The sequence below is a fragment of the Bradyrhizobium sp. SZCCHNR1098 genome, from assembly GCF_032489375.1.
In the GTDB taxonomy this organism is placed as follows: domain Bacteria; phylum Pseudomonadota; class Alphaproteobacteria; order Rhizobiales; family Xanthobacteraceae; genus Bradyrhizobium.
In genome coordinates this window covers 372,384-388,270 of record NZ_JAUEXY010000005.1, presented here as the reverse complement: position 1 = coordinate 388,270, position 15,887 = coordinate 372,384, and the positions used below count along the sequence as shown (strand labels likewise).

The following is a 15,887-nucleotide window of genomic DNA, read 5'->3' as shown; positions in this document are numbered from 1 at the left end:
GACCGACGGGGCGGGTAGGCTGCGGCGCCATGTCGAAGGCCGGTTCCGAAGATGATCTTGCGATCTCCGCCGCCGAAGCGGAGCGCCTGTTCGCGCCGCTTTCGGCGGCGCCCGTGCTGGTGCTCGCCGTATCGGGCGGTCCGGATTCGATGGCTCTGATGTGGCTCGCGGCGCGGTGGCGCGCGGGGCTTGCGCAGGGGCCGCGCCTTGTGGCTGTGACGGTCGACCATGCTCTGCGGCGCGACTCCGCCCGTGAAGCCCGCATGGTGAAGGAGACCGCGCGGCGGCTCGCAATTCCACATCGGACCTTGCGCTGGAACGATGAGAAGCCGGACACCGGGATTCCCGAAGCGGCGCGCCTGGCAAGATACCGCCTGCTGGCGCGCGCGGCGCGGCAGGCGGGCGCCGGACACGTCGTCACCGCCCACACCCGTGACGACCAGGCCGAGACCGTGCTGATGCGGCTCTTGCGTGGCAGCGGCATTGCGGGGCTCGCGGCGATGGCACCGCTCAGCGAGCGGGAAGGGCTGTTGCTGGCGCGGCCTCTGCTCGACGTTGCCAAGGCCAGGCTGGTGGCGACGCTGCGCTCGGCCGGGATCCCCTTCGCAGATGATCCGACCAATCAAGATCCCGCCTTCACCCGGCCGCGGCTGCGCGCTCTGATGCCGGCTCTGGCCGCCGAGGGCGGTGATGCCCGGACGCTGGCGACGCTGGCCGACCGGCTCGGACGGGCCAATGCCGCGATCGAATTGATGGCGGATGGCGCCGAACGCTATCTCGCATTGCGAGCGGCCGGCACCGGGCCCGGACAGGCGGATCACGGCGAGACCTTCGAGGCGCGCGCCTTTGTCGCACTCCCGGCAGAAATCAAACTGAGGCTGCTGATGCGCGCCATCAATCGCATTGGCACTGAAGGTCCCGTGGAACTCGGCAAGGCCGAGGCGCTGCTGGCGCGACTAGACCGGACTCTTGCGGGGAACTCAGATGGTGGTACGTCTGCTCCGGGCAGGCTAAAACAGACCCTGGCTGGTGCACTGGTAAGCATGACGCGAGGCGCGATCCGCATCACGCCCGCGCCGCCGCGGCGGTCGGGCGCGACTTGAAGCGGCTCGTCGCTTTCGCGGACCCTTAACCACCGGCCCTGGCAGCGGTTTCCCGCGCCATTTTTTGAGCGGGAATCGGGCTAGGATGCGATAAATAGTCCTTTCTAGTTCCCTTGGCATTGCCGCGAGTGGTACCTAGATTACGAGACGGTCGACCGGGGGATTCCCTCGTGGCTACCCAGGGATGAGTCCGAGGACGAACGGCCGCGATCCGCGCGACCACGAAGGAAAATCGATGAACGCCAATCTGCGCAATTTCGCCCTTTGGGTCATTATTGTCCTGTTGCTGTTGGCGCTGTTCACACTCTTCCAGAACCCGGGGCAACGCGCGTCGTCGACCGACATCAACTTCTCGCAGTTGTTGACCGAGGTCGATCAGGGCAATGTGCGCGACGTCGTGATCCAGGGGCCGGAGATTCACGGCACCTTCAAGAACGGCTCGTCGTTCCAGACCTACGCGCCGAGCGATCCGAACCTCGTGAAGCGCCTGTACGACGCCAAGGTCAACATCCAGGCCAAGCCGCCCGGCGACAACGTGCCGTGGTTCGTGTCGCTGCTGGTGTCGTGGCTGCCCTTCATCGCGCTGATCGGCGTCTGGATCTTCCTCTCCCGGCAGATGCAGGGCGGCGCCGGCAAGGCGATGGGCTTCGGCAAGTCGCGCGCCAAGATGCTGACCGAGGCGCACGGCCGGGTGACGTTCGAGGACGTCGCCGGCGTCGACGAGGCCAAGCAGGACCTGCAGGAGATCGTCGAATTCCTGCGCGATCCCGGCAAATTCCAGCGGCTCGGCGGCCGCATTCCGCGCGGCGTGCTGCTGGTCGGCCCTCCCGGCACCGGCAAGACGCTGATCGCGCGTGCGGTGGCCGGCGAAGCCAACGTGCCGTTCTTCACCATTTCGGGTTCTGACTTCGTCGAGATGTTCGTCGGCGTCGGCGCCAGCCGCGTCCGCGACATGTTCGAGCAGGCCAAGAAGAACGCGCCCTGCATCATCTTCATCGACGAAATCGACGCCGTCGGTCGCCATCGCGGCGCCGGCCTCGGCGGCGGCAATGACGAGCGCGAGCAGACCCTCAATCAGTTGCTGGTCGAGATGGACGGCTTTGAGGCCAATGAGGGCGTGATCCTGATCGCGGCCACCAACCGGCCCGACGTGCTCGATCCTGCCCTGATGCGTCCTGGCCGCTTCGACCGCCAGGTCGTGGTCTCGAACCCGGACATCATCGGCCGCGAGCAGATCCTCAAGGTTCATGTCCGCAAGGTGCCGCTGGCGCCGGACGTCAACCTCAAGACCATCGCCCGCGGCACGCCCGGCTTCTCCGGCGCCGACCTGATGAACCTCGTCAACGAGGCCGCCCTGACCGCCGCTCGCCGCAACAAGCGGATGGTGACGCAGTCCGAGTTCGAGGAGGCCAAGGACAAGGTGCTGATGGGCGCCGAGCGCCGCTCGATGGTCATGACCGAGGAAGAGAAGATGCTGACCGCCTATCACGAGGCGGGACATGCGATCGTCGGCCTCAACGTCCCGAGCCACGACCCGATCCACAAGGCCACCATCATTCCGCGCGGCCGCGCGCTCGGCATGGTGCAGTCGCTGCCCGAGGCCGACCGTCACTCGCATACGCGTGAGTGGTGCGTCTCGAAGCTCGCGATGATGTTCGGCGGCCGCGAGGCCGAGGTGCAGAAGTTCGGTGCGGAGAAGGTGACCAATGGCGCCACCGGCGACATCCAGCAGGCCACCAACCTCGCCCGCGCGATGGTCATGGAATGGGGCATGTCGGACAAGCTCGGCCGCGTGCGCTACCAGAGCAATGAGCAGGAGGTCTTCCTGGGTCATTCGGTGGCGCGCTCGACCAACATCTCCGACGATACCGCCCGTCTGATCGACTCCGAAATTCGCGGCCTGATCGAGGCCGGCGAGCAGGAGGCGCGCCGCATCATCACCGAGAAGCGCGATGACTGGGAAGCGATCGCCCAGGCGCTGCTCGAATACGAGACGCTGACCGGCGAGGAGATCAACGACCTCCTGAAGGGCAAGAAGCCGAACCGCGAATCGGCGGTCGAGCCGTCGACGCCGCGCGCGTCGGCCGTGCCGCCGGCCGGCAAGCCGCGGCCGCGGCCCGATCCGGGCCTGGAGCCACAGCCGCAGGCGTGAGCCAGGGTGATATGCAACGGACTTCCGACGGTCAGCCTATCTGATCCGGAAGATCGAGAGAGACGACAGGCCCGGCTTACAGCCGGGCTTTTCGTTTGTTTGGAGTCGTGCCGGCGGCAGTCCGTTTCGCGCGCGGTGGGCGCGCGTTCTGTTTGTCAGGTCTTTCGTTGACGAGTTGCCGCGCCGCGGACCGCCTCCAGCGCCGCGCATCACGGCTTGTCGAACCAGGCCTTCCACTGCGGGACGGCGGTCGCGAACGTGCCGCGATGGCTGGTCGGCCCCGTCGACACCGCCTCGACCTTGCTGTTGCCGGCCCCGATCGCCTGCTGGTAGGTCATCGCCAGCTGGCCGAGACCGGTCGAGATCGCCTCGTCGGTCTCGCCGTAATAGTTGCGCACCGGCGTCTTGATGATCCAGCGATAGGCTTGCGTCTGCGCGACCAGGCGGCCGTAGGCCGACGCCGCGAAATACTGCGCATCGAAATAGTCGGGCTTGAGCAGCTCGTGCAGATCGGTCGGGACGTCGGCGACGTTGAAGGGCTCGCGCTCATAGGCCTTGCGGGCGACGTCGTAATAGCTGTCGCTGATCACCGAGCGCGCCAGCCCCGGCACCGCATAGTAGTTCTCGAACGCGAACGCCGACAGGATGAACAGCGAATTGACCCAGGCGGCGTCGTTCTTGCGCGGGAAGTTCAGGAAGCCGTTCAGCGCGACGAACACATCGACCGGCGCGCTCGCCGTCGCCGCTGCCGCGACCTGCACGCCGGCGCATTCGAGCTTCTCGAGAAAGGCCATGGTCACGAAGCCGCCTTGCGACCAGCCGGCGATGTCGAGCCTGGCGCTCGTCAGCTTCATCTGGTCGAGCACGGCGCGGCTCGCCCGCAGCATGTCGTAGGTGGCCTGCTGATGGCTGGCCTTCACCATGTAGCCTTCCGGCTCGGTCGAGATGCCCATTCCGAAATAGTCGGCGCCGATCAGCAGATAGCCTTGTCCTGCGAACTGCGCGATCATCAGCTGCGTCTCGGGCGACTGCTCCGGAAACGACGGCACCTCCTGCTTTCCGTACACCGTGCCGTGCTGATAGGACACCATCGGCAGGCTGGTCTCGCCGGTCTCGGGCACCGCGAGCAGGCCGCTCGCCGTGATCGGCTTGTTGCCGCGCTCGGGGACGACGGACGCATAGGTGACGCGATAGAGCCGCACGGCGTTGCGGGCCGGGGTGTAGGTCACCGGGACGCCGGCGAATTCCGGCGTATCGACGGTGAGGATGGTGTTCAGCCGGGCGACGTCCCAGCGGGCCAGATACTCATAGCTGACGTCGGAGGAGACGCGGACCGGACCCTTGTCCTGGGCGCGGCTTGCGGCCGGCCAAATGGTGCAGACGAGCAGCGCGATGAGGGCGCGATAAACGAACATGGGATCTCCCCGGCCTGCCGCCGCTGGTTGCATTCGGACTCCTGCGATACAGATCGCGCGTAAACAATCGGTGCGGCGCCGGCGGTCGCGCGCCGTCGCCCACGCTTAAGCCTTCTTCAAGCGTCCCCGCCTATGTCTCGATCGGGAGGCGCCCATGCAGGCGCGGGCGAGGTCCAGATGGCTGACAATCCTGATGCCGCCGCGATGCCATCGCAGCGTCGTGACGTTCCGCTCGGCCTGTTCGCGGCCTGCTTCGCGCTCGCCTGCATCAACGCCTCGTTCTTCCCGGCCGGGCTGTGGTCGGGCACCTGGATCTGGGACCAGGCGGGTCTCGGCATTCCCACCGATTTCGTTAATGTCTGGGCGGCCGGCAAGCTGGCGCTGCAGGGACATCCGGCGCTGGCCTGGGACTGGGACGTGCAGCGCCAGGTGGAGCTCGACCTGCTGCGGCAGGATTTCCCGGGCTACTTTGCCTGGCACTATCCGCCGCCGTTCCTGTTCGTCGCAGCGTTCCTGGCGCAGTTTCCCTACACGCTCGCCTTCGTCGGCTGGGTCTATGCCAGCTTTGTTCCCTATGCGCTCGCGATGCGCGCGATCGTCGGCCGCGGCTTCGGCCTGCTGCTCGCTGCCGGCTTTCCGGCCCTGTTCTCGAACGCGCTGGTCGGGCAGAACGGATGCCTCACCGCGGCGCTTGTCGGCGGCACGCTCTATCTGCTGCCGGTGCGGCCGGTGCTGGCGGGGATCTGTCTTGGGCTCCTGACCTACAAGCCGCAATATGGCCTGCTCTTCCCGATCGTGCTGATCGCCACCCAGCGCTGGACAGCCTTCGTCTCTGCGAGCGTCACCGCCATCGTTCTGGCGCTGCTGTCATGGCTCGCCTTCGGGCCGGAGAGCTGGCAGGCCTTCTTGCATTGGCTGCCGATGTTTTCGCAGGCGTTCCTGACCGAGGGCAAGGCGACCTGGTGGAAGCTGCAGAGCCTGTTTTCGCTCGTGCGCTATTTCGGCGGCTCGGAAGCGCTTGGCTGGACCTTCCAATGGGTGCTGACCGCAGTCGTTGCGGTCGTGCTGGTGACGCTGTGGCGCAGCCCGGTGCGCTACGCGCTGAAGGCGGCGGCGCTGGCCGTCGGGCTGCTGCTGACGACGCCCTATTTGTTCATGTACGACATGATGGTTCAGGCCATCGCGGTGGCATGGCTGGTGCGGATCGGCCTCGCCGAGGGCTTTCGCCGCTACGAGCTGCCCGCGCTCGGCGGCATCGCGGGGCTTCAGATCACGTTCATGCTGTCCGGGATTCCGCTCGGGCTTGCGGCCAATCTGATCCTGGCCGGCCTGGTGCTGGCGCGCGCCGGCTCGTGGTGGCGTCGGCAGCCGGCGCCCGCCGCGGCGGCGCTCGCGAGCGCCTGACACACTGGTTGGGGCCGGGCAGGGTCATGATTTCCCTTGTCTTCCTTCGTGAACAAGTGTTCAGTTCTTCCCAGCCATTTGTGAGGTCGATCCTCCAAAAACACTGAACCAGCGTTCGCCGGGTGCCCTGGACGAGCGCGTCCGGGACGAGAAACGCCATGGTCTATCGGCGAACCCATCAGGTCGTGAAGCGGCTGGCGGCCCGCCGCAGCGCGATTCTGGCTGCCGCCCGCGAAACCGCCGCGGAAGGCGGCATGTCTGCCGTCCAGATCGCCCCGGTGGCGATCCGGGCCAATGTCGCAGCCGGTACCGTCTATCGCTACTTTCCCTCCAAGGCGGATCTGATCTCGGAGCTGATCGCGGAAGTCTCGCGCGATGAGCTCGCCGCCGTCCGGCGCGCCGCCGATGCCGCGCCCGGTCCATCCTCGGCGCTGGCTGCCGCGGTGTCCACGGTCGCAGTGCACATCCTGTCGCAGCGCAAGCTCGCCTGGGGCATCCTGGCCGAGCCGGTCGACGTCGACGTGACGGCGTCACGGATCGCGAGCCGCCGCGAGATCGTCGGCGAGATCGCCTCGCGGATCGACGCGGCCGTCCGTGCCGGCCATCTTCCGGCGCAGGACACACAGTTGGCCGCGACCGCGCTGCTCGGCGCGCTGCACGAGGCGCTGGTGGGGCCGCTGGCGACCGAGAATCCCGACGACCCTGCCAAGCTCCGCGACACCGTTCAGGCGGTCACCCTGCTGGCGCTGCGCGCGGTCGGCGTCATGGATGCGCGTGCGCGCGGTCTCGTCGTGCAGGCCGTGCTGCCGGTCAGGAGCCTGGTCGGCGCGTAGTCCGCGCCACCATGCCTTACCCTTCGGACGCAAGGCCGCGCTTAAGCAAGGATTCACCCGTCGCGGCGATGGTGAGGCTGGCGTGCCGCGAGAGCACCGCCTTGCCCCTCTCCAGGTGCCTCCTCAGACGATGTCGATTGCACGCAACCCTCTGGCGACGCGCCTCGTCATCGCCGGATCGGCCGCCGCCGGCGCTGTCTATGCATATCTCGCCGGCGAGGACATCAACTGGGACTGGCAGAACTATCACGACTATGCCGGCTTCGCGCTGCTGCATGGCCACTTCGACATCGACGTCGCGCCTGGCGGCTTTCAGAGCTTCCTCAATCCGCTGATCTACCTGCTGCCTTACGCGGTCCGCCACGGGCTCGATGCGCCGTGGTGGGGCGTCGCGCTGGGCGCGCTGCACGGCCTCAATCTCGCGCTGGTCTATTGGGTTGCGCGCGTGCTGCTCCGGCGCGCGGCTGACGCGTTCACGCTCAGCGCCGCGCTCATCATCGCCGCCCTCAGTCCGATGGCGCTGTCCGAGGTCGGCACCAGCTTCGCCGACATTCTCACGACCATTCCGATCCTCGCCGGCATCGCGCTGATCTTCGGGGAGGACGATGAGCGCGGCCGACGTTTCGTCGCCGCTGGCCTGCTGATCGGCGCGGCCACGGGACTGAAGCTCACCAATGCGACGTTTCTGGTCGGAGCCGGCGTGTCGCTGCTGCTGGTGGCGCGGCCGTGGCGCGCGATCGTCGCATTCGGCGCGGGCAGTTCGGCCGGCGTGATCGTGACCGCGGGGCCGTGGGCATTGAAGATGGCGCGCGACTACGGCAGCCCGCTGTTTCCATTCTACAACACGATCTTCCGCTCGCCCGAAGCGCCGCAGGCCTCGATCGTCGATACGCGCTTCATGCCGCAGGGACTGCTCGATGCGCTCGCCTATCCGTTCTACTGGGTGATCGGCAAGCATCCCTCGTCGGAATGGCCGTTCCGCGATCCGCGTTTCGCCGTCGTGATCGTGCTGCTCATCGCGCTGATCGTCACCGGCCTGTGGCTGCGGCGCGAGGTGCTGCCGCTGCGCGACCGGCGCCTCCTGATCTTCTTCTGGCTCAGCTACGTCCTGTGGATGCTGGCCTTCTCGATCCAGCGCTATCTGATGCCGCTCGAGCTGTTGTCGGCGCCGCTGATCGTGCTGCTGCTCATCCGCCTGGTCGATGCTTGGCGCGCAGACGCTGGGCCGGTCGCGTCACCATCGCGGCGGATGACGCAGGCCGTCACGGTGATGGCCGCGCTCGGCATCGCGCTGGCGTCGCAGCCGACCGACTGGATGCGGCGGCCATGGTCCGATCCCTACCGGCCGCAGCTCGCGGCGAACCTGCAGCGTTCCGCGACGTTCCTGCTGCTGCAGAAGCCGCTCGGCTACGTCACGTCGTTCCTGCCACAGGGCTCGCGCGTCTATCAGTTGTCCGAGCTCGTGGTGCCGATTGTGTCCGGCGGCGTGCTGGACCGCCGGGTTCGCAACGGCCTGGCCAATCCGCTGCCGGGAGGCGTGTGGGCGCTGTATTTCTCCAAGAGCCCGGCCGACAACCCGCCGCGGCTCGAGGTGCTTGCGGACTATGATCTCCAGATCGATGCGTCGCGTGGCTGCGAGCGCATCCCCGGCGCCGCCGGCATTGCCATCGAGGCCTGTCCGGTGATCGCGCGGGCCAAGCCCCCGTCCACGGCCGGACTGGGCGCGATCGATAGGACCCAATAGGTCGTCTCAGATATGGGCGTCGCTCGACGGCCCGACATAGGCGATGCGCACCATGTTCGTGGTGCCGGGTGTGCCGAGCGGCACGCCGGCGACGATGATGACGCGCTGTCCGGCGCGGACGAAGCCGTCGCGGAACGCGATCGAGCCGGCGCGCTCGACCATGTCGTCCTGGTCGCGCGCGTCCTCGGCCACCACGCAGTGCACGCCCCACACGACCGACAAGCGGCGTCCGGTCGCCAGGTTCGGGGTGATCGCGACCACCGGCGGCTTCGGCCGCTCGCGCGCGACGCGGATCGCGGTGGAGCCGGACGAGGTCCAGCAGATGATCGTAGGAAGATCGAGATTTTCGGCGATCCGGCGTGCGGCTTCGGCGATCGCATCGCCCGCGGTCGATTCCGGCTCGGGGCGCTGCGCCGCGATCACCGAGCGATAGACCACGTCGCGCTCGACCTCCTCGCCAATGCGGTTCATGGTCGAGACCGCCTCGACCGGGTATTTGCCGGCGGCCGACTCGGCCGACAGCATGATCGCGTCGGCGCCTTCATAGACCGCAGTGGCGACGTCGGAGACCTCGGCGCGCGTCGGCACCGGCGACTGGATCATCGATTCCAGCATCTGTGTCGCGACCACCACCGGCTTGCCGGCGCGGCGCGCCAGCCGCGTCATCTGCTTCTGCAGGCCGGGCACGCGCTCCAGCGGCAGCTCGACGCCAAGGTCGCCGCGCGCCACCATCAAAGCATCGGAGACGTCGACGATGTCGTTGAGCCGGTCGATCGCCTGCGGCTTCTCGATCTTCGACATCACGGCCGCGCGGCCGCGGATGATCTTCTTGGCTTCCAGCACGTCGTCGGCGCGCTGCACGAAGGACAGCGCGATCCAGTCGATGCCGATGTTCAAGGCTGCATCGAGGTCGGCCCGGTCCTTCGGCGTCATCGCCGAGACCGGCAGGTCGGTGTCCGGCAGGCTCACGCCCTTGCGGTCGGACATCCTGCCGCCGATCACGACCCGGGTGACGGCGCGGGTTGGCGAGGTCTCCTCGGCGATCAGCCGCACCTTGCCGTCATCCAGCAGCAGCGCATGTCCCGGCTGCAGGGCGGCCAGGATTTCCGGATGCGGCAGATGGACCCGCGTCGCATCGCCCGGTGTCTTGTCGGAATCGAGCACGAAGCTCTGGCCGTTGTTGAGCTGAACCGGGCCGTCGGCGAAGGTGCCGAGCCTGAGCTTCGGACCCTGAAGATCGACCAGAATGCCGATCGGGCGGCCGTAGCTCGCTTCGACGCTGCGGATCGTCGTCACCAGCTCCCGCAGCTTGTCGTGCGGGGTGTGGCTCATGTTGATCCTGAATATGTCGGCCCCGGCCTCGAACAGCTTGCGAATCATCGCGCTGTCCGAGGAGGCGGGGCCGAGCGTCGCGAGGATCTTGATGCGTCGCAGCCGCCTCATGGCTTGGGTGCTTGCCCTGGCGGCAGGGCCGGTGCGGCTGCCGGCGGCGCACCTTGTGGCCCATTGGGCAGACCTGGAACGTTGCCTCCGGGTCCCAACGTACCGGGAATTCCGGGCACGCGCTGCTGCGCCGGCTGCTCATTGGCCTCCGTGAGCTGCACCGTCCAGGCGCGCTGGTCGCCGGTGTCGACCTCGAAGAAGCCGGTGCGGTCGAAGCCACGCGCCAGGCAATTGTCGGTGCCCTTGATGGTGAATTCCTTGTCGCGCGAGCACATGAAGGCTTGTCCCGACCATTCACCGCCGCGGTCATAGTCGAGCGCGTAGATGTAATAATAGCGCGCCACCAGCGTGCCCTTGAGAAGGGTCTCGCAGCTGCGTGACGACACGTTCCACCAGCCTTCCGTGGTCCAGCCTTCAGCGTCCTTGTAGCCGAGGGCGATCCCGACCCGGCTGGAGGTGTTGTTGCAGAGCCGGAAATCGGCGGCCGCCGGAGTGGACGACAGACAGAGCGCGGCCAGCCCAAGCAGCGAAAGCAGTCCGTAGCCAGGGCGGAAGGGATTGCGATGCAGGAGAGAGGAGATTTTGGGGATCATTGCGCGACGCTATATCAACCGTTGAACGATGTCGCTGGGCTTGGCTGCGGCTGTCAACGCCATGACGATCTCGTGCGAAGCCGCTGCGATCCAGCGCCTCGCTCCTCCTGACGGCGCTCCGATATGGCCAAATCTGCGACGAAGCCTCATTATATAGCAGACATCCGTCATGGCGCGGAACAGGGAACAAAGAGATGACGATGGACAGCACCACCCGGACCGAACTCGAAGCCGCCGCCTTTCGCCGGCTCGTCGAGCATCTGCGGACCAGAACCGACGTTCAGAACATCGATCTGATGAATCTGGCGGGGTTCTGCCGCAACTGCCTCTCCAACTGGCTGAAGGACGCCGCCGACGCCCAGGGGGCGCCAATGACCAAGGACGAGAGCCGCGAGGCGGTCTATGGCATGCCTTACGAGGAATGGAAGGCGAAGTACCAGCGCGAGGCCAGCGCCGAGCAGCGCGAAGCCTTCAAGAAGGCGCATCCGGGCCACTGATTCCGAAACGAGCGCGCAGGAGACGCGCTTTACTGCCTTTCGCGCGCGAGCCCAGACTTGGCAGGGGCTTTGAAGGCGAATCGGGTCCTGCGCAGGATGGTGACGAAACACAAGTGGCGCGGCCGGCTTGCGTGGGCTTCACGCTGCGCAGGCCAACAAGATGTGGGCCGCTCTGTGGATGAGGGCGATGTCGCCTTGACGCGGGGCACGCCAGATTTGAGGGTCGCGGCGAACATGTAGCGCCCTTTGGCGCCTTCCTTGGACACACGAGTTCCACTCAGGAGTATCAGATGGCCACCTCCGCCGCCGCGAAGGACGACGACTCGCCCGCGACCCGCTTTGCCGTAGACCAGCTCAAGTCGATCATCGAGCGGATCGAGCGTCTCGAGGAGGAGAAGAAGGCGATCTCCGAAGACATCAAGGACGTCTACGCCGAGAGCAAGGGCAATGGCTTCGACGTCAAGGCGCTGCGCACGATCATTCGGCTGCGCAAGCAGGACCCGAACGAGCGCCAGGAAGAGGAAAGCATCCTCGAGACCTATATGCAGGCGCTCGGAATGATCTGAGCACCCGGCCTCGCTCACCCGGAGGAGACCTCGGCTGCCCCTGACGGGGGATTCGCTTTCTCCCGGTTCGCGCCGGCGGCATGCGGCCATCGACGCTGCACTCCAGCTCGTCAATGCTGAGGAGAACGACGAACCGGCTGCCGCGGCGTCAGCGCAAGGCTGCCGCGCGCATGGCGAAGGATTTGGTTTCGAGCTTGACGATCGCCGGCCCTGTGAACTGATCGTAGCTTAGTCCCGGCGTCGGCTCGGCGGTGAAGCTCATCGCCAGCGCGACCTGCGGCTTGACGAAATAGCTGCGCATCACGGTGAGGTCCACGTCGCCCATTTTCGTCACGGACATCGATGACGACGCGCTCGGCGTCAGCATGATGGCCCGCATCCAGGTCGAATCGGGACCCTTGGCTGCCGAGATTCGCGTCGCCATCGTGATGGCGCCGTCCTGACCTTGGCCGTTCTTCGCGGCCGCCGGGGCGGCCTCAGGCACCGGCGCGACGCTGCGGGTCGCCGGGCGGGAGTTTCGCACCGGGATGGGGGCCGTGGAGGCGACATTGGCGCGATCGAGCGGAGAGGAGGCCGGGGGTGCGAAGGCCATGGCCTGCATCAGGCTTGCGGTCTGCTGCTGATCGATCGATGACAGCGCACGGCGCGCCGTGATCGCGGCAACCTGCTCGGGGGTGGCCTGCTTCGGCGTGCCGGGATTGTCACCCCAGAAGCCGCGCGAATTGATGATGTCGGCGACGCTCTGCGGCGCGCCGTCCCTGGATTTGCTGCCGACGGCGCTTGTCGTTTCGGACTTCGTCTCCGGCTTGGTCGCCGCGGGCTGAGCGGCAGATTGCGCATCCGCGGAGGCCAACTGCAGGGCATTGGCGATCTTGCCGCGCGTGGTGGCGGCTTTGCTGTCCACCGATCGCTCGACGGTCCGGCCGTCCTTGTCGGAGCTCTTGTCAGCCGGCTTCGCGGCGAGTGCCGCAGTCTGGACCGGCTTGGCGTCGGCCTTGCTCTCGCTCTCGCCAGACTCCTCGTCATCCTCGCTCGGACGACCGCGGAACAGCCGTGCAAACAGGTTGGGGCGGCTGGACGACGCGTCATCGCCGTTGCCGCGTTTCTCGATCTCGGCCTTGGCCAGCTCATAGCCCTTGAGAGGAACGCCGTTGCTCGGCACGTGAACGGTCTTGCCGTCCGGGAACACGCGGGCGAGCTGGTCAGCCGTCATCCGCGGCCAGTGCCGGATGTTGCCGGTGTCGAGGTGCACGAAGGGCGAGCCGGAAGTCGGGTAGAAGCCGACGCCGCCGCGCTGCAGGCGCAGGCCGGCGAAGCGGATCTGCTCCAGCGGCACGTTGGGAATGTAGAAATCCATCGCGTGGCCCAGCATGTGCTGGCTGTGCCGCGCCACCCCGGAATGCGCCGAGCGACGGCGCAGCATCGAGTTGGTGGCGGGCGACCGGTACGACGAGATGATCTGGATCGGATGCTTGGCGTCGACGTCGCGATAGACCTCCCAGAGGATGTCGAACAGGCGGCGGTCCATGACCGTCTCGTCCTGGGTACGCCAGTCGCGGAGGAAGTGATTGAGCTTCTTCAGCGCGTCTTCGTCATAGCGGCCCTCGCGCTTGAAGGTGACCGTCAGGTCCTCGCCGGAATGGGTGTGGTGGAAGGAGAGGGTGTGGGTTTCATTCAGCGCCGCCGCGTCATGCACCGAGCCGGCGCCGATGAGCAGCAGCAGCGCCGCCAGCCCGCATTGGCATCCAGCCTTCCAACCCGCCCTCGTGAGCGAAACAGATTGGCGCGCGAAAACAGACAGCAAGATGCAGCCACCCCGTCGACGAGCGTTTACTCGATGACCCTCTTGCGGCCCGTCCGGCGGAAGAGAGAGGAAACGCTTACCTAAGGCGGGATGGTTAAGGGATACTGACCGACCCGCCCCCCAATTACCCTTAACATATACTCTTGAGTGTGGCGAAAAAGAGCCATCGAATCTTGGTTGATCATTGTGGTTAACCTAAAGCAAAGGCCCCGCCGATCGGCGAGGCCTTTGATCTCAAGATGGAAATTTTGACCGTGATCGGCGGCCTGATCAGCGGGTGAAGACCCGCCGGGCAGGGCGGCCGACCGGCGCCGGCGGCGTCGGCAGGCCGCCGCCTCCGAACAGGCGCTCGAAGAAGTTCGGGCCGGAGGAGAAGCTGTTGTCGCTGATGTTGACCGAGTTCGGCAGCGGCCCCTTCGGACGCGCGTAGCTCGGTTGGGCGTGGGCGACGACGTTCTCGAGATCCTTGCCGCGGCTGTTCTTCAGGATCGAGATCATGGTCGCGTCGCGGCCGTAGATGTCCTTGCGGAATTGCAGCTTGCCGGCATCGTCGACGAAGGCGGTCTGGTAGGTGATGTTGACCGGGATCGGCGTCGGGAATTTCAAGTCGATCTCGCTGCGGCCGTACATGCTGCGGATGCGCTCCGGCGTGTAGCGCTCGTTCGGCATGGTGATGTTGAGCAGGACCGACGCGTACTGATCCGGATACTGCACGCGCATGCAGCCATGGCTGAAGGCGCGCTCGTCACGGGCGAACAGGTTCTTGTCCGGCGTGTCGTGCTGATAGACCAGGAACTTGTTCGGGAAGTTGAAGCGGATGCGGCCGAGCGCGTTGGCCTCGCCCGGCGGCTGCGAGATGTGGATCGAGCCGTCGCGCGCGCGCTCCAGCCGCAGGCCCATGCGGTCGAGCACGGTCGGATCCTGCTGCAACGCCGGCAGATACTCGTTGTAGATGATCGACGGCGGCACGTTCCAGGTCGGATTGACCGTGATGAACTTCATCGTCTCGCTGAGCAACGGCGTCGCATGCTGCCCCGGCTTGCCGGTCACCACGCGGGTGGTCCACACCTGCGCGCCGTGCTGCATCACCTTCAGCGTGTAGTCGGGGATGTTGAGGATCACATAAGCGTCGCCGATCGCGGGCGCTCCGAGGTCGCGCGGCAGCCAGCGCCAGCGCTCCATGTTGACGAGGACCGTATCGATCTGCTTGTCGCGCTTGGGCGTGTTGAGCGCCTTCACGGTGCGGTCGTCGAGCACCCCGGTCGGCTTGAGGTCGACGCTTTCCTGGAACTTGCGGACGGCGGCGGCGACCTTGGCGTCATAGCGGATGTCGTCGGCGTTCTCGGTGATGCCGAGCTTGGCGCGCAGCTTGGGCACGCGCGGGTCGGACATCTGCGCCTCGGCCTCCGGCGCATTCTTGCCGCGGGCAGGGGCGTATTTCAGCGGCTGGCCGTCGTCGATGATAACAGGCGCGCCGTCGCTGACGCCGCGCAGCTCGGCGAGCTTGGCCTTCAGCAGCTTGTAGAGCTTGTGCGGCGGGTTGTAGCTCGCCAGCGCCGTGGAGGCATCCTTCGCGCCGGTGACGTTGGCGAGCACCTCGTTGGGGTCGATCGGATGCTCGGGATATTGGATATCCGCTGAGACCTGCGACCAGTGCATGCGGCCGCTCTGCGCCTGGCGCGCGTAGTCCATCATGCTCTCGGTGAGTCTGAGATCCGCCTCCGCCAGCGCGTCCGGTGCGGAGGCTGCGGCTGCGAAATCCGGCACCGGATAGTCGCCGGGATTGAGGCCATCGGCTGCTGCATCCCTGAGACGGGCGATGACGCCCTTCGCGGCGGCTGTCAGATTGCCGCCCTGGGTCCAGATCGGCGCGTAGTCGCGGCCGGTGTAGAATTTCTCGACGGCGGCGCGTTCGGCCTTGCGGTCGAAATACCTTGTCGCCTTGCTCGCCATCAGGTCGCGCAGACGGTCGGCAACGGGCTGGTCGGCGGCGGGAACGGTGCTGGCGGCCTTGACCTGGTCTGGGACTGTCGCGGTCGCAGGGGCCGCTGCCGGCGGCGTGGCGACGGTCTTGGCGGGATCGGCCGCAGGCGCCGCGGCAGAGTCGAGCGGCTTGGTCGTCGTCTCGGGCGACTTGGCCTGGTCGGGCGACACGGTGGCGGTGGTGTCGAGTTTGAAGTCACTGGCGGTCGGCGGCGGCACGTTGGCCGGCTCGGGGAACGGGATCGCCGCATCGATGGCGAGCTCGGCCGCGCTGTTGCGGGGCGGACCGCTCTGGGCGAAAGCAGAGGTCGAGGACACCGCGAGGAAGGTCGCCGCGACAGCCATGAGCA

At 66.8% G+C, this 15,887-nt stretch carries 12 protein-coding genes; 7 read left to right on the top strand and 5 right to left on the bottom strand.

What is annotated here, in order from left to right; all coding sequences use genetic code 11:
* The first annotated feature begins 29 nt into the window (after positions 1–29).
* Positions 30–1,103, top strand: a complete 1,074-nt coding sequence (gene tilS, locus QX135_RS14430) for a tRNA lysidine(34) synthetase TilS (protein WP_316181059.1) — start codon at positions 30–32, stop codon at positions 1,101–1,103.
* A gap of 235 nt (positions 1,104–1,338) precedes the next feature.
* A complete protein-coding gene (gene ftsH / locus QX135_RS14425; RefSeq protein WP_315777758.1) occupies positions 1,339–3,255 on the top strand; it encodes an ATP-dependent zinc metalloprotease FtsH in 1,917 nt (638 codons plus the stop codon).
* Between the two features lie 209 nt (positions 3,256–3,464).
* Here the strand turns inward: ftsH and QX135_RS14420 are convergent, their stop codons facing one another.
* Positions 3,465–4,670 (bottom strand): alpha/beta hydrolase family protein, encoded by a 1,206-nt coding sequence (locus QX135_RS14420; protein WP_316181060.1) that lies wholly within the window; start codon positions 4,668–4,670, stop codon positions 3,465–3,467.
* Positions 4,671–4,847: 177 nt separating this feature from the next.
* Here QX135_RS14420 and QX135_RS14415 point away from each other — a divergent pair, with 177 nt between their 5' ends.
* From QX135_RS14415 to QX135_RS14405, 3 genes are all read left to right on the top strand, one after another.
* Positions 4,848–6,074 carry a glycosyltransferase family 87 protein gene (locus QX135_RS14415; protein ID WP_316181061.1) on the top strand — a complete coding sequence of 409 codons (1,227 nt, stop codon included), beginning with the start codon at positions 4,848–4,850 and terminating at the stop codon, positions 6,072–6,074.
* Between the two features lie 158 nt (positions 6,075–6,232).
* On the top strand, positions 6,233–6,907 hold the full coding sequence (locus QX135_RS14410; RefSeq protein ID WP_315717573.1) for a helix-turn-helix domain-containing protein: 675 nt from the start codon (positions 6,233–6,235) through the stop codon (positions 6,905–6,907).
* 130 nt (positions 6,908–7,037) lie between these two features.
* Complete coding sequence (locus tag QX135_RS14405) at positions 7,038–8,651, top strand: glycosyltransferase family 87 protein (RefSeq protein WP_316181063.1); 1,614 nt, start codon at positions 7,038–7,040, stop codon at positions 8,649–8,651.
* A 6-nt stretch (positions 8,652–8,657) separates the two neighbouring features.
* Here QX135_RS14405 and pyk read toward each other — a convergent pair whose 3' ends face one another.
* Both pyk and QX135_RS14395 read right to left on the bottom strand, forming a co-directional pair.
* A complete protein-coding gene (gene pyk, locus QX135_RS14400; protein ID WP_316181065.1) occupies positions 8,658–10,094 on the bottom strand; it encodes a pyruvate kinase in 1,437 nt (478 codons plus the stop codon).
* Positions 10,091–10,687, bottom strand: coding sequence for a DUF1036 domain-containing protein (locus tag QX135_RS14395; RefSeq protein ID WP_315736328.1), 597 nt, complete (start codon positions 10,685–10,687; stop codon positions 10,091–10,093). Before QX135_RS14395 ends, pyk begins: the two co-directional genes overlap by 4 nt.
* A gap of 200 nt (positions 10,688–10,887) precedes the next feature.
* On the opposite strand from QX135_RS14395, the gene QX135_RS14390 reads away from it, so the two are divergent.
* Together QX135_RS14390 and QX135_RS14385 are read left to right on the top strand one after the other, a co-directional pair.
* Entirely contained in the window at positions 10,888–11,184 is a 297-nt protein-coding gene (locus QX135_RS14390) for a DUF1244 domain-containing protein (protein ID WP_315736329.1), read from the top strand.
* A 290-nt stretch (positions 11,185–11,474) separates the two neighbouring features.
* Positions 11,475–11,750, top strand: a complete 276-nt coding sequence (locus QX135_RS14385) for a DUF2312 domain-containing protein (protein ID WP_008961835.1) — start codon at positions 11,475–11,477, stop codon at positions 11,748–11,750.
* Between the two features lie 148 nt (positions 11,751–11,898).
* On the opposite strand, the gene QX135_RS14380 is transcribed toward QX135_RS14385, so the two are convergent.
* Positions 11,899–13,554, bottom strand: coding sequence for a DUF882 domain-containing protein (locus tag QX135_RS14380; RefSeq protein WP_316181067.1), 1,656 nt, complete (start codon positions 13,552–13,554; stop codon positions 11,899–11,901).
* A gap of 270 nt (positions 13,555–13,824) precedes the next feature.
* Complete coding sequence (locus QX135_RS14375) at positions 13,825–15,882, bottom strand: murein L,D-transpeptidase (protein WP_316181203.1); 2,058 nt, start codon at positions 15,880–15,882, stop codon at positions 13,825–13,827.
* Positions 15,883–15,887 lie beyond the last annotated feature (5 nt).